The organism is Streptomyces sp. NPDC053432 (genome assembly GCF_055585365.1).
In genome coordinates this window covers 84,129-105,453 of record NZ_JBVJKF010000015.1, presented here as the reverse complement: position 1 = coordinate 105,453, position 21,325 = coordinate 84,129, and the positions used below count along the sequence as shown (strand labels likewise).

The 21,325-nt window shown below is 72.6% G+C and carries 18 protein-coding genes and 1 tRNA gene; 8 read left to right on the top strand and 11 right to left on the bottom strand.

Features of this window, described 5'->3' with window-relative positions; all coding sequences use genetic code 11:
• The first annotated feature begins 48 nt into the window (after nt 1-48).
• A complete protein-coding gene (locus tag ACZ6Y1_RS24115; RefSeq protein ID WP_469633366.1) occupies nt 49-339 on the top strand; it encodes a hypothetical protein in 291 nt (96 codons plus the stop codon).
• Between the two features lie 76 nt (nt 340-415).
• On the opposite strand, the gene ACZ6Y1_RS24110 is transcribed toward ACZ6Y1_RS24115, so the two are convergent.
• Entirely contained in the window at nt 416-1,162 is a 747-nt protein-coding gene (locus ACZ6Y1_RS24110) for an RDD family protein (protein WP_469633363.1), read from the bottom strand.
• A 96-nt stretch (nt 1,163-1,258) separates the two neighbouring features.
• On the bottom strand, nt 1,259-2,794 hold the full coding sequence (locus ACZ6Y1_RS24105; RefSeq protein WP_469633361.1) for an RDD family protein: 1,536 nt from the start codon (nt 2,792-2,794) through the stop codon (nt 1,259-1,261).
• 276 nt (nt 2,795-3,070) lie between these two features.
• Here ACZ6Y1_RS24105 and ACZ6Y1_RS24100 point away from each other — a divergent pair, with 276 nt between their 5' ends.
• The gene (locus tag ACZ6Y1_RS24100) at nt 3,071-3,553 is read left to right on the top strand and encodes an SsgA family sporulation/cell division regulator (RefSeq protein WP_469633358.1); all 483 of its coding nucleotides are present in this window, start codon (nt 3,071-3,073) and stop codon (nt 3,551-3,553) included.
• Nucleotides 3,554-3,579: 26 nt separating this feature from the next.
• Here the strand turns inward: ACZ6Y1_RS24100 and ACZ6Y1_RS24095 are convergent, their stop codons facing one another.
• On the bottom strand, nt 3,580-4,971 hold the full coding sequence (locus ACZ6Y1_RS24095) for an FAD-binding oxidoreductase (protein WP_469633355.1): 1,392 nt from the start codon (nt 4,969-4,971) through the stop codon (nt 3,580-3,582).
• Nucleotides 4,972-5,067: 96 nt separating this feature from the next.
• Between ACZ6Y1_RS24095 and ACZ6Y1_RS24090 the strand changes: the two genes are divergently transcribed.
• A complete protein-coding gene (locus ACZ6Y1_RS24090; protein ID WP_469633352.1) occupies nt 5,068-6,570 on the top strand; it encodes a tetratricopeptide repeat protein in 1,503 nt (500 codons plus the stop codon).
• 400 nt (nt 6,571-6,970) lie between these two features.
• Here ACZ6Y1_RS24090 and hppD read toward each other — a convergent pair whose 3' ends face one another.
• Nucleotides 6,971-8,125 (bottom strand): 4-hydroxyphenylpyruvate dioxygenase, encoded by a 1,155-nt coding sequence (hppD, locus tag ACZ6Y1_RS24085; protein ID WP_469633350.1) that lies wholly within the window; start codon nt 8,123-8,125, stop codon nt 6,971-6,973.
• Between the two features lie 130 nt (nt 8,126-8,255).
• Here hppD and ACZ6Y1_RS24080 point away from each other — a divergent pair, with 130 nt between their 5' ends.
• The 4 genes from ACZ6Y1_RS24080 (at nt 8,256) to ACZ6Y1_RS24065 (ending at nt 11,101) form a co-directional block, all read left to right on the top strand.
• Nucleotides 8,256-8,732, top strand: a complete 477-nt coding sequence (locus ACZ6Y1_RS24080; protein ID WP_469633347.1) for an Lrp/AsnC family transcriptional regulator — start codon at nt 8,256-8,258, stop codon at nt 8,730-8,732.
• A gap of 85 nt (nt 8,733-8,817) precedes the next feature.
• Nucleotides 8,818-9,423, top strand: coding sequence for an ArsR/SmtB family transcription factor (locus ACZ6Y1_RS24075; RefSeq protein ID WP_469633342.1), 606 nt, complete (start codon nt 8,818-8,820; stop codon nt 9,421-9,423).
• Nucleotides 9,424-9,602: 179 nt separating this feature from the next.
• A complete protein-coding gene (locus ACZ6Y1_RS24070; RefSeq protein ID WP_469633339.1) occupies nt 9,603-9,806 on the top strand; it encodes a hypothetical protein in 204 nt (67 codons plus the stop codon).
• Nucleotides 9,803-11,101 (top strand): MFS transporter, encoded by a 1,299-nt coding sequence (locus ACZ6Y1_RS24065; RefSeq protein ID WP_469633337.1) that lies wholly within the window; start codon nt 9,803-9,805, stop codon nt 11,099-11,101. The genes ACZ6Y1_RS24070 and ACZ6Y1_RS24065 overlap by 4 nt, the downstream gene beginning before the upstream one ends.
• On the opposite strand, the gene ACZ6Y1_RS24060 is transcribed toward ACZ6Y1_RS24065, so the two are convergent.
• The 4 genes from ACZ6Y1_RS24060 to ACZ6Y1_RS24045 form a co-directional block, all read right to left on the bottom strand.
• A complete protein-coding gene (locus ACZ6Y1_RS24060; RefSeq protein WP_469633570.1) occupies nt 11,028-11,813 on the bottom strand; it encodes a YlbL family protein in 786 nt (261 codons plus the stop codon). The genes ACZ6Y1_RS24065 and ACZ6Y1_RS24060 overlap by 74 nt on opposite strands.
• A gap of 353 nt (nt 11,814-12,166) precedes the next feature.
• Entirely contained in the window at nt 12,167-12,808 is a 642-nt protein-coding gene (locus tag ACZ6Y1_RS24055) for an IclR family transcriptional regulator (RefSeq protein ID WP_469633333.1), read from the bottom strand.
• Between the two features lie 368 nt (nt 12,809-13,176).
• Complete coding sequence (locus ACZ6Y1_RS24050) at nt 13,177-14,961, bottom strand: DEAD/DEAH box helicase (protein ID WP_469633329.1); 1,785 nt, start codon at nt 14,959-14,961, stop codon at nt 13,177-13,179.
• 885 nt (nt 14,962-15,846) lie between these two features.
• Nucleotides 15,847-17,316, bottom strand: coding sequence for an MFS transporter (locus tag ACZ6Y1_RS24045; RefSeq protein WP_469633326.1), 1,470 nt, complete (start codon nt 17,314-17,316; stop codon nt 15,847-15,849).
• A 179-nt stretch (nt 17,317-17,495) separates the two neighbouring features.
• Here ACZ6Y1_RS24045 and ACZ6Y1_RS24040 point away from each other — a divergent pair.
• Nucleotides 17,496-17,567: transfer RNA gene (locus ACZ6Y1_RS24040), tRNA-Cys, on the top strand.
• A gap of 189 nt (nt 17,568-17,756) precedes the next feature.
• On the opposite strand, the gene ACZ6Y1_RS24035 is transcribed toward ACZ6Y1_RS24040, so the two are convergent.
• The 3 genes from ACZ6Y1_RS24035 to ACZ6Y1_RS24025 all read right to left on the bottom strand — a co-directional run bounded on the left by ACZ6Y1_RS24035 (nt 17,757) and on the right by ACZ6Y1_RS24025 (nt 21,322).
• The gene (locus ACZ6Y1_RS24035; protein WP_469633324.1) at nt 17,757-17,963 is read right to left on the bottom strand and encodes a hypothetical protein; all 207 of its coding nucleotides are present in this window, start codon (nt 17,961-17,963) and stop codon (nt 17,757-17,759) included.
• A gap of 299 nt (nt 17,964-18,262) precedes the next feature.
• Nucleotides 18,263-18,931: a hypothetical protein gene (locus ACZ6Y1_RS24030; RefSeq protein WP_469633321.1), complete on the bottom strand. Its 669-nt coding sequence runs from the start codon at nt 18,929-18,931 to the stop codon at nt 18,263-18,265.
• A 75-nt stretch (nt 18,932-19,006) separates the two neighbouring features.
• Nucleotides 19,007-21,322, bottom strand: a complete 2,316-nt coding sequence (locus ACZ6Y1_RS24025; protein WP_469633317.1) for a hypothetical protein — start codon at nt 21,320-21,322, stop codon at nt 19,007-19,009.
• Between the last annotated feature and the right edge of the window lie 3 nt (nt 21,323-21,325).

The following is a 21,325-nucleotide window of genomic DNA, read 5'->3' as shown; positions in this document are numbered from 1 at the left end:
ACCTAGTTGAGCCGACTCCCCCTCCCCTCCCTGAGGACGGATATCGCCATGCCGCGTCCGACTGCCGCACAGCTCGCCTACGGGTCCGCCACCGTCATCGTGTCGACGATCGCCATGCTGCTGCTCTCGCAGACGAGCACGGGGCTCGGGGTCGCGGTCATCTCCGCGGCCGCCCTCGCCCTCGGTCTGCTCGTCGCCGTCACCGTACCCTCGCCCGCGCGGCGCGGGCGCCATGCGGCCCGTGCGGGTGCCGCCGCCCGGCCCGGGGCACAGGCCAAGGCGGGGGCCGGGGCGGGGGCCGGGGCGGAGGCCGTCGCCGAACAGCCCGTGCACCACTGACCGTACGACGCGGAGCGGGCGGCCTCCCCGGAGGGAGACCGCCCGCAGCGTGGTGCGTGCGTACCGTGCCGGCCGCTTACCTGGTGACCTGGACCACCACGGTCTTGCCCACCTTGTCGTGCAGGCCCTGCCGGTACGGCTTGTCGACGAGGATCGAGACGATCAGCGCGAGCGGCCACAGGCAGAAGCAGCAGATCAGCGTCGGCAGCCAGAGCACCGCGGCCCGGGACAGGGCCGGGCCGTCCTTCGGGACGCTGCCGTCATTGAGCATCGCGACGCGCAGGCCCAGCGCCTTCTTGCCGACGGTCTGGCCGTTCTTCTTGGTGAACCACCAGTCGTAGCCGACGTACGCGACGATCGAGATCAGGGTCATCAGCAGGCCGCTGCCGCTGTAGGACTTGGTGACGATCTCCGTGACGTCCTCGCCCCTGTTCGTCTCGACCGTGTAGCGGTTGCGGTCGCCGACGGCCAGCTGGATGAGGAACAGCGGCACGGCGACGATGATCACGTCGATGACGCGCGCGGCGAGCCGCTTGCCGAAGTCCGCGAGCGGGGGCATGCCGGCGAGTGGATCGGGCATGCCGTAGCCGTTGCTCCCGCCGTACGGGTCACCGCCGTGCGGGGGCGGAGGGGGCGGGTATCCGCCGCCGCCCGCGCCGCCGCCTCCGCCTCCGCCTCCGGAGGGCGGGGGTGGATAGCCGCCGCCCCCGGGGGGCGGCGAGCCGTACGGCGAACCACCCGACGGAGGCGTCGGTCCCTGGGGCTTCTTGAGGAACGGGTCGTCCTCCGGCGGCTCGCCCGGCGGCGGCTGGTCGGTGCTCATGGCCCGAGTCGAACCCGGCTCCGCCGCCCCCGCAACGGGACCGCGTCCGTCCGGGGGACGGGGCTTGCGGGGCAGGGCGGGGCGGGTTCGGCGGGCTCAGCGGGACACGTAGGTCTTGGCCGCCTTGTCGTGCCAGGCCTGGCGGCGCGGGCGGTTCGCGAGGGCGGCGAGGCTGCCGGGGAGGCCGAGGAAGGCGTACACCAGCCAGCGTCGCAGGGCCGCGCCGAAGCGGGGCGGGCGCAGGGTGGCGGTGGCCAGCACCCTGACCCCGAGGAGCGCCTTGCCCGGGGTGCGGCCCCAGCGGGCGGTGGGCAGGGCCTCGTAGAGGATCCCGAAGAGGAGGACGGCCCCGAGGACCAGGCCGAGTTGGCCGGTGACGGTGGCGTCGAGGAGCCAGACGGTGGTGGGGCGGCCGCCCGCGCGGGCGGCGTCCACCTTCGCCTGGACGTGGGCGGTGGCCCCGGGGAGCAGGGGCCGGGCGGCGGCGTAGGCGGCGGCCGCGTAGACGAGGGAGTCCAGCACGCGGGCCGTGAACCGCCGGCCGAGCCCGGCGGGGCGGACGGCGTGCTCGGCCATCCGCTCGAAGACGGCCCTGGGGTTCTGTTCGCGGGGCGCCGGCTCCGCCGCGCGGGGCGGCGGGGAGTCCTCGGCGGGCCGTGGCAGCACCGGGCGGCTGCCGCCCGGGCGCGGCGGCCACGCCTCGGGGCGGGCCGCCGCCTCGCGGGGCGGGGCGGCCTGCGCGGGCCGCCTTGTGTCTTCGCGGGGCTGGGCGGCGTCCGCGGGCTGCGGCAGGAGCGGGCGGGTGCCCGCCTCACGGGGCGGCCACGACTCCTCCGGGCGGGACGCTACGGGCGGGGCGGATTCGCGGCGGGGTTCCGCCTCGGGCCAGGAGGACGTCATGCCGGACATGGAGGCTCCGGCGGCTTCGGGCCACGCGGGGGCCGGGGCGGGCGGGGCCGGGGCGGGCGGGGTCGCGGTGGTTTCGCCGGGGCCGGGCGGCCGCGGCCGCCGGGGCGTCTCGGGGGCCGGGCGGTTCCAGGGGTCGGAGGGGAGGGCGTGGTCGTGTCCGGCGCCCTGCGGGGACGTCCCGGCACCCTCCCGTCCCCGGCGCAGCGGGACCTCGGCGTCCACGGCGTCCCCGAGGCCGAACAGCGAGTCCAGCGGCTCCGGGCCCCGACGGAGGGGGACTTCCGCGTCCGCCGGGCCGGGTCCCGGGGGCGGCGGGGACGGCTCCGTACCCTCCCGCCCCCGGCGCAGCGGCGGCTCGGCGCCCACCGCGCTCCCGAGGTCGGCGGCGGCGTCCTCCCGGGCCCGGCGGGGCGGGATTCCGGGGTCCTCCCGCAGGGGCTCGGGGGCCGGGGGACGGGCCAGGGAGACGCCTGGGCGGGGTTCCGCGGAGCCCCAGGAGACGCGGCGGTCGCGGGGGCCGCCGAAGCCCGCCTGGTGCAGGGGATCGGCCTGCCACACCGCAGGTACCGCAGGTGCGTCCAGGAACACCGGTCCGGTCTCCTCGGAGCGCGCGGCCGGGACCGCCGCCGCGGGGCGACTCGTACCCGGCACCCAGGACAGGCCGTTCCAGTAGCGGACGTACCCGGGGATGGACGGATCCGGGTAGTAGCCCTCACGGGCCACGTGCTCTCCGTCACCAGGGGAGGCCGTCAATGTCCCCAACTCCGATCGTGGCTTGAGGCTTGCGCAAGGGAGGACCATAGCCAAGAACCCGTGTGCGGTAGGGGTGGTAACGGGAGAATCCAAACCTTCGGGCGAATGTTTCGTACAACGACTTTCGGTCAGCCGACAGAATTCGGCCAATCTCCCGAAGTCGCGTCATACCCCGGCGCATCCGCGCTCTCTCCGGGTGTGGGGCCAGATCCCGGTCTCACAGCGACACCCCGAAGTGAGGCCGCCATGCACCACCACCCCGTCATCGAGCGCGAGCTGGAACTCAAGCTGGTCCTGTCCCCCGAGCGCAGCGTCGCCGTCCCCGCCCGGTTCCTCTACCTCACCGACGACCCGTACGCCGTGCACATCACCTTCCACACCGGCTCCAGCACCCCCGTCAACTGGACCTTCGCCCGCGAGCTGCTGGTCGAGGGGGTGTTCCGGCCGTGCGGTCACGGGGACGTGCGGATCTGGCCGACCCGGGTCGACGACAAGGCCGTGCTCTGCATGGCGCTCAGCTCACCCGACGGCGACGCCCTCCTGGAGGCCCCGGCCACTTCCGTGTCGGCGTGGCTGGAGCGCACCCTGCGCGTGGTCCCGCCGGGGACCGAGGCCGAGCGGCTGGGCCTGGACGACGCCCTGGCCGAGCTGCTCGCCCCGACCCCGGCCGACGAGCTGTGGATGCGCGATCCGTGGCCCTCGGACGAGTCGGGCGACGGGGACGCGTGACGCGTGACGCGTCACGCGTGGCACGGTCAGAAGAGCTTGCCCGGGTTGAGCAGGCCCAGCGGGTCGAAGGCGGCCTTGACCGCCTGCTGCATCTCCAGTCCGACCGGCCCCAGTTCGCGGGCCAGCCATTCCTTCTTCAGCACGCCGACGCCGTGCTCCCCGGTGATGGTGCCGCCGAGCGAGAGCCCGAGGGCCATGATCTCGCCGAAGGACTCGCGGGCCCGCCGCGTCTCGTCCTCGTCGGCGGGGTCGAAGCAGACGATCGGGTGGGTGTTGCCGTCGCCGGCGTGCGCGCAGACCCCGATGAGCAGGTCGTGCTCGCGCGCGATGGCGGCGGTCCCGTCGAGCATCTCGCCGAGCCGCGAGCGCGGCACGCACACGTCGTCGATCATCGTCGCGGGCTTCAGCGCCTCCAGGCCGGGGAAGGCCATCCGGCGCGCCTGGAGCAGCAGTTCGGACTCGGCCTGGTCCTCGGCGGGTACGACGGCGGTGGCTCCGGCGGCCGTGCACAGCTCCCCCACCGCCGCGAGGTCCCCGGGCGCGTGCGGGGTGTCGAAGGCGGCCAGCAGCAGCGCTTCGGTGGCCTCGGGCAGGCCCATCCTGCCGAGGGCGTTGACGGCGCGGACCGTCGTACGGTCCATCAGCTCCAGCAGCGAGGGGGTCAGGCCCGCCTCCATGACGGCGCAGACGGCCTCGCAGGCGGCGGCGACGGAGGGGAACTCCGCCGCCAGCGCGAGCTGCCGGGGCGGGGCGGGCCGCAGGGCGAGGACGGCCTGGACGACGATGCCGAGGCTGCCCTCGGAGCCCACGAAGAGCCGGGTGAGGTCGTAGCCGGCGACCCCCTTGGCGGTGCGCCGGCCGGTGCGCAGCAGCCGCCCGTCGGCGAGGACCACGTCGAGGCCGAGGACGTATTCGGCGGTGACCCCGTACTTGACGCAGCACAGGCCGCCGGAGGCGGTGCCGATGTTGCCGCCGATGGTGCACTGCTCCCAGCTGGAGGGGTCGGGCGGGTAGTACAGGCCCTGTTCGGCGACGGCGCGGGAGAGGACGGCGTTGACGACACCGGGTTCGACGACGGCGATGCGGTCGACGGCGCTGATCTCCAGGATGCGGTCCATCTTGACGAGCGAGAGGACGATGCAGCCGTCGGAGGCGTTGGCTCCGCCCGACAGGCCCGTACGGGCGCCCTGCGGGACGACGGGGATGCGTAGGGCGGTGGCCGTGCGCATCACGTGCTGGACCTGTTCGACGGTCCTGGGCAGGACGACGACGGCGGGGACTCCGGCGGCGCAGAAGCTGGCCATGTCGGTGGCGTAGGAGGCGGTCACCCCGGGGTCGGTGATCACCGCCTCGGCGGGGAGTCCGTCCAGCAGGGTCGCGCGCAGACGGGCGAGTCCGTGGTCCACATCGTCATCCATGCGACCAGAGTGGCAGTCGGGGCCATCGGTGTGAACACGGCCGCGACGCCCTTCGGACACCCCGGCGAACTCTTCATATTGACGCACAGTGACTCCATGGAGCGTATGGACATCGTCGAGGAAGCCCAGCAGCCTGCGCCGCCCGTGACGTTCACCGGTCGCAAGACGCTCGTGCCGGCCGCGGTCGCGGTGGTCCTGATCGCCGGGGCCCTGCTGATCAGGCCGGCCAAGACCGGTGACGACGCCCGCCCGCCGGGGCCGAGCGAACGGGCCGCGTCGGCGGTCGGCATGGGCGCGCCCGTGGCCGCGGTGGACCTGACGGCGCTGGTCGCGGACCGGGAGAAGTGGCTCGCCAAACACGGGGACGACGAGGCTTCGTGGGCGGTGCTCGGCGCCGCCTACCTGGAGCAGGCGCGCCGCACGGCCGATTCGGGCTGGTACCCGAAGGCGGAGAAGTCGCTGAAGCGCTCGCTGGAGCTCCGCCCGGCCGAGAAGGGCAACTTCGAGGCGATGACGGGCATGGGCACCCTCGCCAACGCCCGCCGGGACTTCGGGACCGCGAAGAAGTGGGGCGAGCTCGTACGGGCGCAGGCGCCGAAGCAGTGGACGGCGTACCCGGTACTGGTGGACGCGTACTCGGGGCTCGGCGACTACAAGGGCGCGCAGAAGGCGATGGAGCGGCTGCTGGAGCTGCGGCCGGGGCTGGTGGCGTACGTACGGGCCTCGCAGGTGTACCGGGACCGCGGCTGGCGCGAGGACGCGGCGCTGGCGATGGAGCAGGCGGCCGGTGAGGCGAAGACGCCGGTGGAGAAGGCGTACGCGCTGTTCCGGCTCGGGGAGCTGTTCTGGGAGCGGGGCGACACCCAGCAGGCGCTTGACCACTACGAGGGGGCCCTGCGGGCCGACCCGGCGCAGGCCCAGGCGCTCGCCGGCCGGGCGCGGGCGCTGGGCGCGCTGGGGCGGGACGGTGAGGCGGTCCGGGACTACCGGCTGGCGCTGGGGCGGGCTCCGGTGCCGCAGGTGGCGCGGGAGCTGGGCGAGCTGCTGGAGTCGCTGGGACGCGGGGAGGAGGCGCGGGCGGCGTACGACATGCTGGGCACGCTGGCGGCCCGTGAGGCCACGAACGGGGTCGACGAGGACGTGGTCCTGGGCCTGTACGAGGCGGACCACGGCGATCCGGCGGCGGCGGTGCGGCGGCTCTCGGAGGAGTGGTCGCGGCACAAGAGCGCGCAGGTGGCGGACGCGTTGGGGTGGGCGCTGCACAAGGCGGGCGAGGATCCGGCGGCGCTGGAGTACGCGACGAAGGCGACCGAGGCGGGGCTGCGGAACGCGGAGTTCTCGTACCACCGGGCGATGATCGAGCGCGGGGTGGGCGACGAGGCGGCGACCCGCCGCTACCTGCAGGACGCGCTGCGCACGAACCCGGTCTTCTCCCCGCTGCGCGGGCCGCTGGCGAAGGAGGCCCTGGCGGCGATCGCCGCGCCGCCGCCGGGTGGCCCGGAGAACCTCCTGCCGACGAAGCCGTGGGTGGCGCCGGACCTGCCGAAGCCGAAGCCGGTGGCGAAGCCCGTGCCGAAGCCGTCGCCGACGGCCCCCTGACGGGGCCGCGACCCTCCCCTCGCGGGGCCGCGACCCCCGGGGGGTGGCACACGGCTCGAAATCCCCGGGCCCCCTGCCTCGACCGCCGGCGCGGCTCGATCGGGCCTCCGGCGGCGCCTCAATCGCCGGCGGGGCTGAATCTGCCCTCCGGGCAGCCCAGCCCGGAGGGCAATCCAGCCCCTCCGGCGTTTGAGGAGCGGGGTCCGGGGCGGAGCCCCGGCAGCGGCGGCGCGCCTGCACACGGGCGGGACCCCACGGCGGGGGCCGTCGGCGCACCGGCGGAGCCCCGGCGGCACGCGGACGGCAGCGGCAGGGCCCCGGCGGCGGCACGCGGACGGCAGCGGCAGGCCCCCGGCGGCGGCACGCGGACGGCGGCAGCCGGGGGCCCGGACGGCGCGACCTACAGGTTGCCCCGCTTGGCCTGCTCCCGCTCGATCGCCTCGAACAGGGCCTTGAAGTTGCCCTTCCCGAAGCCCATCGACCCGTGCCGCTCGATCATCTCGAAGAAGACCGTCGGCCGGTCCTGCACCGGCTTGGTGAAGATCTGCAGCAGGTAGCCGTCCTCGTCACGGTCGACGAGGATCTTCAGCTCGCGCAGGGTCTCCACGGGAACCCGCGTCTCGCCCGCCCACTCGCCGAGCGTGTCGTAGTACGAGTCCGGGGTGTCCAGGAACTGCACGCCCGCCGCCCGCATCGACCGCACGGTCGCCACGATGTCGTTGGTGGCCAGCGCGATGTGCTGGACGCCGGCGCCGCCGTAGAACTCCAGGTACTCGTCGATCTGCGACTTCTTCTTCGCGATCGCCGGCTCGTTGATCGGGAACTTCACCTTCAGGGTGCCGTCCGCGACCACCTTCGACATGAGCGCCGAGTACTCGGTCGCGATGTCGTCGCCCACGAACTCCTTCATGTTCGTGAAGCCCATGACCTTGTTGTAGAAGGCGACCCACTCGTCCATGCGGCCGAGTTCGACGTTGCCGACGCAGTGGTCGATGGCCTGGAAGGTGCGCTTGGCCGGGGGCTCGACCATCGGGGCGACGGCGACGTAGCCGGGCAGGTAGACACCGGTGTAGCCGTCGCGCTGGACGAGCGTGTGGCGGGTCTGGCCGTAAGTGGCGATGGCGGCCATCGTCACCGTGCCGTGCTCGTCCTTGACCTCGTACGGCTCCTCCAGGCCGCGCGCGCCGTGCTCGACGGCGTACGCGTACGCCGCGCGCACGTCCGGGACCTCGATCGCGAGGTCGATCACGCCGTCGCCGTGGGCGGCGACGTGCTCTTCGAGGAAGCGGCCGTGGTCGGTCGTCGCCTTGATCACCGACGTCAGGACGAAGCGCGCGCCGCCGTTGGTCAGGACGTAGCTGGCCGTCTCGCGGACGCCGTTCTCCGGTCCGGAGTACGCCACGAGCTTCATGCCGAAGGCGGTGGAGTAGTAGTGCGCGGCCTGCTTGGCGTTGCCGACGGCGAAGACGACCGCGTCCATGCCCTTCACCGGGAAGGGGTCTGCCTCACGCGCGGTGTGGGGGGTGGTTTCGAGGTTCGCCAGAGACTCAGTCATGAGCGCAGAGTCCCGCCGATCCACAAGCTGCGCAATAGTTTCCATTTCTGCTGTACAGATTGACCAGCACAGGCCCAGGATGACTGAAAGATCTGTGCACTATGACTACTCATACGCCACGGAGGCACCCATGGGCATCGACGAACTCGACGGCCGTCTCATCGTCCTGCTCGCCCGCGAGCCCCGGATCGGGGTGCTGGAGGCCTCGCGCCGCCTGGGGGTCGCCCGCGGGACGGTGCAGGCCCGGCTCGACCGGCTCCAGTCGAACGGGGTCATCCGGGGCTTCGGCCCCCAGGTGGATCCGGCGGCGCTGGGGTACCCGGTGACGGCCTTCGCCACCCTGGAGATCAAGCAGGGTCAGGGCGCGGACGTACGGGCCCACCTCGCCGGGGTGCCGGAGGTGCTGGAGCTGCACACGACCACCGGGCACGGGGACATGCTGTGCCGGCTCGTGGCCCGGTCCAACGCCGATCTGCAGCGGGTGATCGACCGCGTCGTCGGCTTCGAGGGGATCGTCCGGGCTTCGACGGCGATCGTGATGGAGAACCCGGTGCCGCTGCGGATCATCCCGCTGGTCGAGCAGGCGGCGGAGGACGACGACGACTGAGGCACGGCCACGGAGCGAGAAGTTCCAAAGAAGGCGTTGCAAAGAAACCCTTGCATAGAGATCTTTGCAAGCCTACTGTTGAGCCATGCCCGAGAAGCCCGAGCCGAACCGGCCCGACGAACCCGCCCAGCCCAAAGTCCGTACCCTCGACGCCCGTTCACTGCGCGGCCTGGCCCACCCCCTGCGCATCCGGATGCTCGCCGCGCTGCGCCAGGACGGCCCGGCCACCGCCTCCCAGCTCGCCGAGCGGCTCGGGGAGTCCAGCGGAGCCACCAGCTACCACCTGCGCCAGCTCGCCGCGCACGGGTTCGTCGAGGACGCGCCCGAACACGGCAAGGGCCGCGAACGCTGGTGGCGGGCCGCTCATGACGGCACCGCGTTCGACGAGTCGCTGATGTTCGACGCCGACGCGGAGACGCGCGGCGCCGCCGATGCCTTCCTGCACGAGATCGCGACGATCCACACGCAGGAGATGAACACCTTCCTCGGCGACGCGCACAGCTGGTCCAGGGAGTGGCGCCGCGCCTCGGACCTCAGCGACTTCACGCTGCGCCTGACGCCCGAGCAGAGCATCGAACTGGTCCGCAAGATGCACGAGTTGGTCGAGGCCTACCGCGATCTGCCGCCGGTCGAGGGCATGGAGACGGTACGCGTCCACACGCACGCCTTCCCCCGCCGCAGCGGCAACTAGTGCCGTGACCGGAAAGGTTCACCAGGTCGCGCTGCCCGGCACGGCACTAGGGGGTGTTGCGAAAGTCCCGCCGCACAGGACTTTCGCAACGTCCCCCGGGCCAGCCCCCAGAGACAGGCCCTGACCCCGCGGCGACCCGTGCCGCGAACCCGCACCCCGTTCCCAGAAGGAGTCCTGCCGTGCACGCCTTCACCCACATCGCCGACCACGCCGCCCGCACCGCCGAACTGGCCGCCGAGGCCGCCGCCCGGCACCTCGCCGCCGGGGCGGACACCGCCCCCGCCCTGCGCGACCGGCTCGGCGAGGCCCTGATCGCCGCCGGCGTCCGCCTGATGCGGCCGGCCCACGCCCACACCCGCCTGCGGCACCGCCACGCCGCATGAGCAGGCGGCCCTTCACGGCGGTGCTGGCCGCCAACACCGTCTCCATAGCCGGAAGTTCGCTCACCCTGATCGGCGTCCCGTGGTTCGTGCTCCAGACCACGGGCAGCGCCGGCCGGGCCGGCGTCGTCGCCTTCTGCGCGACGCTGCCCATCGTCGTGGCGGCCCTCGTCGGCGGACCGGTCATCGACCGGCTCGGCCGCCGCCGGGTCTCGGCCGTCTCCGACGTGATCTGCGGGCTGGCGGTCGGCGCGATCCCGCTCCTGCACCACGCGGGCGTGCTGGAGTTCTGGATGCTGTGCGCCCTGATGGCCCTCGGCGGCCTCGTGCACACCCCCGGCCTGACCGCCCGCTACGTACTCCTGCCCGACCTCGCCGAGCACGCCGGTACCACCGTCACCCGGGCCGCGAGCCTGTACGACGCGGTCTCGCGCGGGGCCCGGATGATCGGGGCCGCGGTGGCGGGCGTGCTGATCGCCGCCTTCGGCGCCGAGACCGTACTGCTGCTGGACGCGGCGACCTTCGGGGCGTCGGCGCTGCTGGTCTCCGCCTTCCTGCGCGGGGTACCGGCCGCCGAGCCCCAACGCACCGGCGAGAAGGTCTCGTTCGCCGTCTACCGGGCCGAACTCGTCGAGGGCTGGACCTTCCTGACGCGTTCGCGGCTGCTGATGGGCATCACCGTGATGGTCATGATGACCAACGGCCTCGACCAGGGCTGGTCCTCCGTACTGCTGCCCGTGCACGCCCGGGACGCCCTCGGCGGGGCCACCGCCATGGGCCTGCTGGTCGCCCTCTTCGGCGGCTCGGCGCTGCTGGGCGCCCTGTTCTACGGGGCGTGGGGCGAACGCTTCCCCCGCAGGACCGTCTTCGCGGCCGCCTTCCTCGCCTCCGGGGCGACCCGCTACGTGGTGGCCGCGTGCACCGGCACCACGCTCCCGCTCGCGGTGACGATGGCCCTGGCCGGGCTCGGCGCGGGCATGCTCAACCCGATCCTGTCCACGGTGATGTACGAGCAGGTGCCGGAGCGGCTGCGCAGCCGCGTCTCCGGGGTGACCACGGCGGGCTGCGAGCTGACCATGCCGGTGGGCGGCCTCGCCGCCGGTCTGCTGGTCGACGGCTTCGGGGCGGCGCACGCGCTGCTGGCGTTCGGCGGCGTCTACTTCCTGACGACGCTGGCCCCGCTGGTCTTTCCGGCCTGGCGCGCGATGGCGGCCGGGTCCGCCCTCAGCAGGACGGAACCGAGTCCTCTCCCCGGTTCAGCGCGCGAAGAGAGTTCACCGCGTCCGTCAGCGAGGTGACGGGGATCAGCCGAAGCCCCTCGGGGAGTTCGGAGCGCGCGTCCGAGCACTCCGCCTTCGGTACGAGGAACACGGTCGCCCCGTCGCGCCGGGCGGCCTGGGTCTTCAGCGCCACCCCTCCGACGGCGCCGACCTTGCCGTCCGGGGTGATGGTGCCCGTACCGGCGACGGTGCGCCCGCCGGTGAGGTCGCCGCCGCTGCCGTCGCCGTCGAGCTTGTCGACGATGCCGAGGGAGAAGAGCAGGCCGGCGCTGGGGCCGCCGACGTCGGCGAGGTTGAGATCGACCTTCACGTCCTGGGGGTTCTTGTGGAGGTAGGCGAGGGCGGCGTCGGAGGCGGCCGACTGGGACTTGGCCATTTCCTCCAGATTGTGCTCTTCGATCTCCTTGTCGCTTCCGCCCGAGGAGTAGACGACCTCCCTGGGCATGACCGCCCGGGCGGGGTCGAACCAGTCGCCGACGAGATCGGGCAGGTTCACCGTGGTGGAGGGACCGGTGGCCTGGATGGTGGTCATCCGCAGCTGCCCCTTGGTGTCCCGGGTCGGGGCACCGGAAACGGAGATGACGGCCTTGCCGTCCCGCTCACCCAGCACGTCGGCCGTGAGCCCGGGCTGGGCGATCACGAACGGCAGGGGCGCGAACGCCGCGACGGCGAACAGGCCGACCACGGGCACGGCGCAGACGGCGAGCGCGGCGGGACGCGACAGACGCATGAGACGAGAGAGCACCCGCCCAATCTATCGGGCACCCCCACCGCCCCGGCCAAGGGCACATCCCGCCGGAGAAAATCCAGCCCCGCCGGCGACAAACCCAGCCGGGCCGAGGCAAACCCAGCCGGGCCAAGGCCATTCCAACTCCCCGCCGGCGGCAAACCCAGCCGGGCCGAGGCAAAGCCAGCCGGGCCGAGGCAAACCCAGCCGGGCCAAGGCAATCCCAACTCCCCGCCGGCGGCAAACCCAGCCGGGCCGAGGCAAACCCAGCCCCGCCGGCGTTTGAGGCGCGGGGGTCCGGGGGCAGCGCCCCCGGCAACGGCGCCGCACGGAGACGGCAACCGTCCGGCCCGCGGCTAGCGAAGGGCGTCGGCGACTTCCCGCGCCGCGTCCACGACCCGCGGCCCCACCCGCTCCGGCACCGCGTCGGCCAGCATGACGACCCCCACGCTGCCCTCCAGCCCGCTGATGCCCACCAGCGGCGCGGCAGCGCCACTGGCGCCCGCCTCCAGCTCGCCGTGGGTCAGCGTGTACCCCGGTTCGATCAGCGAACCCTGACGGGCGGCCAGGATGGCCCGCCCCGCGGCCCCGCGGTCCAGCGGGTGGCGGAAGCCGGCCCGGTAGGCGACGTGGTAGTCCGTCCAGGTCGGCTCGACGACGGCGACGGCGAGCGCCTCGGACCCGTCGACGAGCGTCAGGTGCGCGGTGGCACCGATGTCCTCGGCGAGGGACCGCAGCGCGGGCAGCGCGGCTTCGCGCACCAACGGGTGCACCTGCCGCCCCAGCCGCAGCACCCCGAGCCCGACGCGCGCCCGGCCGCCGAGGTCACGGCGGACCAGGGCGTGCTGTTCGAGCGTGGCGAGGAGCCGGTAGACCACGGTGCGGTTGACACCGAGGCGGTTGGAGAGCTCGGTGACAGTCAGACCGTGGTCGGTGTCGGCGAGCAGTTTGAGGACTTTGAGCCCTCTGTCGAGAGTCTGGGAGGTTTCCGCGGTCACGACGCCTCTCCCTCTTTCGGTGAGCGGCGGTAACTCTCGGGTGACGTACGTCGCCGGTCCCGCGGCGACGCACGGAGAGGCCGCCGGTAGCGGCCATTGCACCGGCTGCGCTCCCGCGGCGGCGCTGCCACGGTGCGTTGATGCGGGGACATTAGCGAGCAGGTCCGCTCAGCGGAAGGCCTCGTCCAGAATCCGGGCGCCTACAACCCGTTTATGCCGGTTCCTGAACGCCCGCCGAACCGTTTCGGCGTTCGCCGGGCGGAGCCCGCCTGTAGGACCGCACAGGCGGGCCGGAGACCCGGACCGGCCGCCGCCCGTACGATGCTCCGCACCGAAAACCGTGACACTCCGTAGCGATCGGCGGAGCCTCACCGCATCCGGGTGGCCCACTCCTGCACCTTCTTGATCCGCTCCCGGATCTGCCCGGCCGTCGCCTCGGCGCTCGGCGGGCCGCCGCAGACCCGGCGCAGCTCGGTGTGGATCACGCCGTGCGGCTTGCCGCTCTGGTGGACGTACGCGCCGACCATCGTGTTCAGCGATTTGCGCAGCTCCAGCAGCTCCTTGTGGGAGACCACCGGCCGCCGTTCCGCGGGCAGCTCCAGCAGGTCCGCCTCTGAGTCCGGCTTGCGGCGGCTGTGCGCGATCTGCCGCGACTGCCGCTTCTGGAGCAGCATCTGCACCTGGTCCGGCTCCAGCAGTCCGGGGATGCCGAGGTAGTCCTGCTCCTCCTCGCTGCCGGGGTGGGCCTGCATGCCGAATTCGGCACCGTCGTACAGCACCCGGTCGAAGACCGCGTCGGACTCCAGTGCCTCGAAGGACATCTGCTCGTCCTCGCCGGTGTCCTCGTCCTCCTGCCGGTTCGCCTCGTCCATCTCCTTCTCGGACTCGGCGTACGGATCCTCCTCGCCCTGCTTCTTGGGCTTGTCGAGGACGTGGTCGCGCTCGACTTCCATCTCATTGGCGAAACCGAGGAGATAAGGAATGGTCGGAAGGAACACGGATGCGGTCTCACCGCGCCTGCGTGATCGCACGAAGCGGCCGACCGCCTGGGCGAAGAACAGCGGGGTGGAGATCGTCGTCGCGTACACGCCCACCGCGAGGCGCGGCACGTCGACGCCCTCGGACACCATGCGGACCGCGACCATCCAGCGGTCGTTGTTCCCGCTGAAGGTGTCGATGTTCTTCGAAGCGCCGGTGTCGTCGGAGAGCACCAGGGTCGCCTTGGTGCCGGTGATCTCGCGGATCAGCTTGGCGTAGGCGCGGGCCGAGTCCTGGTCGGAGGCGATGACGAGCCCGCCCGCGTCGGGAATGCCCTTCCTGACCTCCGTCAGCCGCTGGTCGGCGGCGCGCAGGACGTTCGGCATCCAGTCGCCGCGCGGGTCCAGCGCCGTGCGCCAGGCCTGCGAGATGGCGTCCTTGGTCATCGGCTCGCCGAGCCGGGCCGCGATCTCGTCGCCGGCCTTGGTGCGCCAGCGCATGTTGCCGCTGTAGGACAGGAAGATCACGGGCCGGACGACGCCGTCGCCGAGCGCGTTCCCGTACCCGTAGGTGTAGTCGGCGGAGGAGCGCCGGATCCCGTCGTTGCCCTCCTCGTAGGTGACGAAGGGGATCGGGTTGGTGTCGGACCGGAAGGGCGTACCGGTCAGCGCGAGCCGCCGGGTCGCCGGGTCGAAGGCCTCCAGGCAGGCCTCGCCCCAGGACTTGGAGTCGCCGGCGTGGTGGATCTCGTCGAGGATCACCAGGGTCTTGCGCTGCTCGCAGCGGTTGCGGTGCAGCATGGGGCGTACGCCGACACCGGCGTAAGTGACGGCGACGCCGTGGTAGTCCTTGCTGAGCGGGCCCGCCGAGTACTCGGGGTCCAGCCGGATGCCTATCCGGGCCGCCGCCTCAGCCCACTGCTTCTTCAGGTGCTCGGTCGGCGCGACCACGGTGACCTGCTGCACGACGTGGTGGTGCAGCAGCCACGAGGCGAGGGTCAGCGCGAAGGTGGTCTTGCCTGCGCCGGGGGTCGCGACCGCGAGGAAGTCACGCGGCTGCGTCTCGATGTACCGGGTCAGGGCACCCTCCTGCCAGGCACGCAGCTTGCTGGCGGTGCCCCACGGCGCACGGCCGGGGAAGGCGGGTGAGAGGTGGTGGGAGGCGGTAGTAGTCACGGTCCCCGGTTCGTCGCTCTCGGCAGTTCAACAACAGTCGTACGTAGGACAACCGGGCCACCCTACCGGCCCGGGCCCGCCCCTCGCGGAGGGACAGGCCCGTGACCTCGGGCGGTGCGGCGAGGGTCACACCGGTGTCTCACCGTCCGGCCGAACCCGGCGGGCCCGGCAGCCCCTGGGCGCCCTGACCCCGGGGGCTGGCCCGACCCCGGGCGCCCTGACCCCCGCGTCCGGCCCGATCCTGGGCGACCTGACCCCGGCGCCAGCCCGACCCCAGGCGGCCGAACCCTGGCGGGCCTGCACACCCCGAGCGCCCTGACCCCCGCGTCCGGCCCGACCCCGGGCGGCCCGACCCCGGCGTCCCAGCCCTACCCCAGGCGGCCGAACCCTGGCGGGCCTGCACACCCCGAGCGCCCTGACCCCCGCGTCCGGCACGACCCCGGGCGGCCCGACCCCGGCGGGCCGGCACGACCCGGGCGGCCTGACCCCCACGTCCGGCACGACCCCGGGCGCCCTGACCCCCGCGTCCGGCACGACCCCGGGCGCCCTGACCCCCGCGGGCCAGCACGACCCCAGGCGGCCGAACCCCCGCGGGCCGGCACGATCCCGAGCGGCCGAACCCCGGCGGGCCGACACGATCTTGGGCCTGCCAGCACGCCCGGTCCGGCCAGGGCCGCCAGGGCTGCCAGGGCCGCAGGCCGCAGGCCGCAGGCCGCAGGCCGCAGGCCGCAGGCCGCAGGCCGCAGGCCGCAGGCAGCAGGCAGCAGGCCGCAGGCCGCAGGCAGCAGGCAGCAGGCCGCAGGCCGCAGGCAGCAGGCCGCAGGCCGCCATGAACGGGCCCAGGTCGCCATGACCGGCCCAGGCCGCCCTGGACCGCGTGGGCCGTCAGGGCTCGGACCGCGCAGGGAGGTCCGGCCGCCCGTCCAGCCGGGTGGCGACCCACGCCCCCACCAGCGCCACGCAGGCCATCGGCAGGAAGACCACCAGGAACGCCGCCGGGTGCGCGGCACCGCCGGCGCCCGCGGCCACCTCGTGCCCGGCGCCCACCGATCCCCCGCCCAGCGCGGCGAACGCCGCCCCGCCCGCCGCCAGCAGCACCACATTGGCCAGCGCGTCCGAGATCTGCAGGGCGGCGGAGTTCGCCCCGGCCTCGTGCGGCGCCGACAGCTTCAGCAGCAGCACGCTCGTGGAGCCGATGACGAGACCCATCCCCAGGCACCCCACCGCCCACGCCACCGCCACCGTCCAGACCGGGACGGACTCGATCAGCACGGCCGGCGCCGTGGCGATGGCCAGCGCCACCATCACCATCCCGGCCACCATCAGCCGCTCCCGGTACGGAACCATCCGCCCCTTCGACTGCACCCACGAGCCGCCCGCCCAGGTCACCCCGCCGAGCGCGAGCGAGAACCCCGCCATGGTCGGGCTGAGCCCCCGCTGGGTCACCAGCATCAGCGGCACGAAGCTCTCCGCCGCAATGAACGACCCCGCGGCCACCCCGCGCAGCAGCACCACCGACGGCAGCCCGCGCCGCGCCAGGTACGTCCCGCGCGGCAGCAGCCCCAGCACGGCGGGCACGAGCAGCGCCGCACCGGCCGCACCCGGCACCACCGACCACCATTCCAGCCCCTGGGCGGCGTACTGCAGCAGTCCCGCGCCCACCGAGATCCCCAGGGCCAGCCGGATCCGCCGCCGGTCGAAGGCCACCGGCTCCCCGCCCACGGGCCCGGAGGCGGTCCGCCGAATGGCCGGCAGCGCCACGCACAGCGGCACGACCACGAGGACCGGAATCCCGAGGAACACCCACCGCCACCCGAGGTGCTCGGTGACGGTCCCGGACGCCAGCGGCCCGACGATCGACGGCACCACCCAGCTCGCGGCGAAGGCCGCCATGATCGCGGGCCGCAGCCGCTCCTCGTACGCCCTGCTCACCACCACGTACAGCGCGACGATGACCAGCCCGCCACCGAGGCCCTGAACGGCCCGCCCCAGCACGAACACGCCCATGACCTGCGCGGTCCCGGAGCACACCAGGCCGGCGGCGAAGGCCCCGATCCCGACGGTCAGCGGCCGCAGCGGGCCCTGCCGGTCGGCCCACTGCCCGGACAGGACCATCCCGAACAGGCTGGTGGTGAAGTATGCGGAGAACCCGAAGGCGTACAGCCCGACCCCGTGCAGCTCCCGCGCGGCGACGGGCATGGCCGTCCCGACGGCGGTCGCCTCGAAGGCGATCAGGAAGACGACGGAGATGATCCCGACACTGAGCGTCCGGTACGCGGGGCCGAGGATCCCGCCCGGCGACGGGGCCGGGCGGGGCGCGGATATCCGGGGCAGGCGGCGTTCAAGGGCACTCATCGCCCCAGAGTAAGGCGCGTGGCCGCTTTTCGACCCTGTCATTCAGACGGATCCCGCCCTCCGCCTGAAGCCCTGGTCCCCCGGACTGTGAACGCCGCATGGCAGTCACATTGCACCCCCGGGGAAACCCTTCCCCGCCACCACCGACCCTCATACGGTCATGTCCATCACCACCACACAGCCGTGTGCCCGAGTGGTTTAGGGACTCGCCTGCAAAGCGAGTTACGCCGGTTCGATTCCGGTCACGGCTTCTGGCCGCCTGACCAGGCGGAACGAAAGGGCGGCACCCCCGACGGGGTGCCGCCCTTTCGCCCTCCCCAAGATGCGAGCCGGCCCGCCCGACGGGCCGCCACGCCCCGCAACTCGTACGGCCGAGCTCACTCGGCAGCACTCGTACGGGAGCGCCCCGCGGCGGGTGGCTGCGGGGCGCCTTGGGGGGGTCAGTCGATCTTCTCCCCGTCGTAGGTACCGCCCTTGCAGACGTTGTCCGTCAGATCGGCCGTTCCGCCGCCCTGCTTGCACTCAGATGGGGTGACGTAGGTTGCGGCACCCTGCGTGGCGGCGGTGGCGGTGGCGACGCCTGAGAGGCCGAGTCCGGCGAGGGCTGCCGTGGCGATGACGGCGGCGAAGATTCGTCGAATGCGCATTCGGTTTCCCTTTCACGATCGACTCGGTTGGAGCACTGGCCGGCTTGATCTCCACCCCCGCCGACGGCACGTCACGTTGCGCCGTCAGGATGACGGTGCCACCAGGTGCGGGTGCGAGGTCGGTCACGCGGCCCATCGGGCAGGCCCTGTATCGCTGGGCCTACGCTCGCTATTCCAAGCTAGCAATTCACGCAAATGGGCGCATTTTGGCGTACGGACCGCAGGCGGTGACGTCTGTGGTTGCACTCACCGCCCCCGCGATCTCGCCGCGGTTGTCCAGGGTCGGTTCAATGCCCGCGTCACGGCCTGGGGAGTGCAGACGCCGTGTCCGGCAGGCCGCCGTTGTTCTCGCATCCCAGCTCCTTGGCGATCGCCCGTGCGGCGGAGTGCGCTAGGACCAGGTAATGCTCGCCAAGCAGGGCGTCTCCCTTACTGTCGTCGTTTCGGTCCTTGTAGTAGGCCGTGATCCGCAGCGGTGCTTCGTGTGTTGAGCCGACACGGGAACTGACGCAGTCGAACGCCACGCCTCGCTCTTTCTCCGCTTGCGTCACCCGCACAGCGGACTGGCTGGTGCCGGGCGCGCCCGCATTCCCGCTCACGGCAGCGAGGCGGATCTCCCCCATCCGCGTTCCTCTACCCACGCTTCCAGCAACCGTGCACGCGGGAACGGCGACCTCCCCGGCCTTCGGCCCTGCGCGGTAGGCGTCCTCAAGTGCCTTGCCCATAGCCGTGACACCGATGGCCTGCCCATCGTCGTTGACCAGGTACGAGGACTGCAGAACGTCCTTCAGAGCCTCACCGGCGGCATCCGTGATCAACCCCGGGCACGCTTCCGTAAGACCCACTTCCGGAGCCTTCACCGAACGCGATGCCTTGGGTTCAGGGTCAGACGTGGTACATCCTGCGACCACGGCCACGATTACCGCGAGCGCCGCGAGGCGAGCAGTGGAAACCTTCAGGGCGCGCACTTCAGCTCCTTGCGGGGGAGATCCTGGTCGTCCTTCATCGGCTGAACGTACATCGGCCTGGTCTCGCCACATGCATCAGGACGGCGCCTTCGAACTGTCCACCAAGTCACGGCCGACCGAATGGGCGACCTTGGATTCCTTGGACGCCACACCAGCCAGCGTGTTGGCATCCTGCTGGGACAGGCCCGAGCCGGCAGCCGCGTGCAGGACGGCCTTGCTTGCCGCCTCGCTCGTCTGCCCTTCGGCTTCTGCGTACATCTTCGCCACAGCCTCTTCGGTGGTGGCAGTCCTCTCCTTGCCCTTCTCCTTGGCGTCCTCGACGAAGAGCTCGGTGACGTCTTCCTGAACCCATTCCACGATGTCCCCGGCCAGCGGCACCATTTCCAGGTACTTGCCACCTGCCGCGCTGATGCCGCGGTTGATCCACTTGGCGCCGTCCTCGACGCCCTTCACGTACTCCTCGTTCGTGTGGGCCGTTTCGGCGTGCATGCCCTGGGCGCGGGCCTCCGTCAGCATTCCCGCGATCTGGCCGCCAGGCTGCACGGCGTTCTCCACAGCCGCGTCCATGAGGCCGTGCGCGCCCGGGTGCTGGACCACGTCGGTGACGAGGACAGCCGTGAACGCCTGGTTGGCGTTCGTAATGGCGCCGTAGGCCTCCGGATCCTGGGCGACCGCGCCGAGGAAGCGGGACATCGTCGCCTTGTTGAACTCCGCCATCTCGCCGCTGACCTTGATCTGGTTGCCGCCGTTCTCGGCGGACGCCTGGAGGTCCGGGATGTATTCCGCCGCCATGTTGCCGAAGTGCCCCGCCAGGGGGCCCAGCCGCGGCTTCTTGTCCTCGTCGTCCGGGTCCTGCGCCACCAGGGACGGGTCGTCGCCCACCTTCTCGACGACCCGCTCCATGATCGACGCCATCTCCTTGGTGTGCGGCACCGGCTTCGCGTCCTCGTCGCCCGCCGCGCGCCCGCTGACCGCCGCCTCCAGGGCGGAGCCGAGCGCCTCCTGGCCCGGGCCCGCTTCGCCGTACGGGTGCCCCGGAGCCCGGTCGAAGGCGTCCGCCCACGACTCCTTGTCGAGCATGTAGTCGACCATGCCCCGCGCCTTGCCGTGCTGCCCGTCCACGGCCTTGTCGGCCGCCGTCACGATGCCGTCGCCGTTGCTGTCCTGGCGGACCGGCTCGTTGAAGAAGGCCGTCGCCGCGTCCGGGTTGTGGGACATCGCGTCCATCAGCCCCGTCAGCGGATAGAAGCCGCGGCTTCCGTCCTTGGCCTGGCTGAGCACCGTCTTCGGGTCGTACGGGGCCCCGTGCTCCCAGTCCTTCGCGTGCTCCCGGTCGAACGCGACCATGTCCCGGCCGACCGAGGTCAGGAAGTCCTTGTCGTACTTGCCCTCGTGCAGCAGCGCGCCCAGCGCCTGGTACCCGTAGATCTTGCTGGTCAGGTCGCCCGTGACCTGCATCTCCTTGCGGCCGGCCTTCATCAGGTCGGTCGTCCAGGCCGCGTCCAGGTGGTTCGGCGAATCCTTCTGCGTGGCGAGCCCCAGCATCGCGCCCATGTCGTTCTGGATGTTGCCGACCATCGCCAGCCGGTCCTTGCCCGCCTCGCCCAGCGTCGACGCGTCGATGGACAGCTTCGCGTACGCCTCCAGCGTGCCCTCGGGGCCGAGCTTGCGGTAGAAGTCCGGCGCGAACTCGGGGTCGTTGCGGTTGTCGTCGAGCAGGTCCTCCAGCTCGCGCAGCGCCTCGGGGTTGCGCGCCACCCCACCCGGCTCCTTGCTGAGCTTCTTCATCAGGTCGGCGGCGCGGTCGGCCTGTTCGCCGTCCAGGGTGGTGTACTTCGGCCCGCTGAAGTTGTGCTCGTCCGAGACGTTGGCGCGCAGCGCACGGGCCAGGGAGTCGTCGGCGTCCGCCACGTCCTCGACGAGCCGGTCCACCTTCGCCTGCCAGGCCTTGCGGTTCTCCTCCTGCTTGCGCTTGAACTCGGCGTAGTCCGGGTCGTGCCGCGCCGCGAACTCGGTCTTCGGGTCCATCGGGATGGCCGTGACCTTGCCGGCCCCGTCCACCTGGAACCCGGCGGCGGGCGCCTCCTCCTGGACTGCCTTCTTCAAGGCGTCCTGGGCCGTCTTGATGGTGGTGTGGCCGTCGCTGAGGAGCTGCTGGACGCCCCTGGCCTCCTTGGCCGCGTCCTCGAACTCCTTGGCCGTCTTGTCGACGAACGCCCGGCCGACCCCGGCCGTGACCCCGCTCCACTCCGCCTTGTCGGCCTTCGCCTTCATGCCGTTGCGAGCGGCCTCGGCCAGCTCGTCCAGCTTGTCGGCCATGGCCTTCCAGTCGGTGGCCGCCGTCTGGAGCTTGTCCAGCGGGGCGTGCATCACGTTCTCGTACGTCAGCATGCG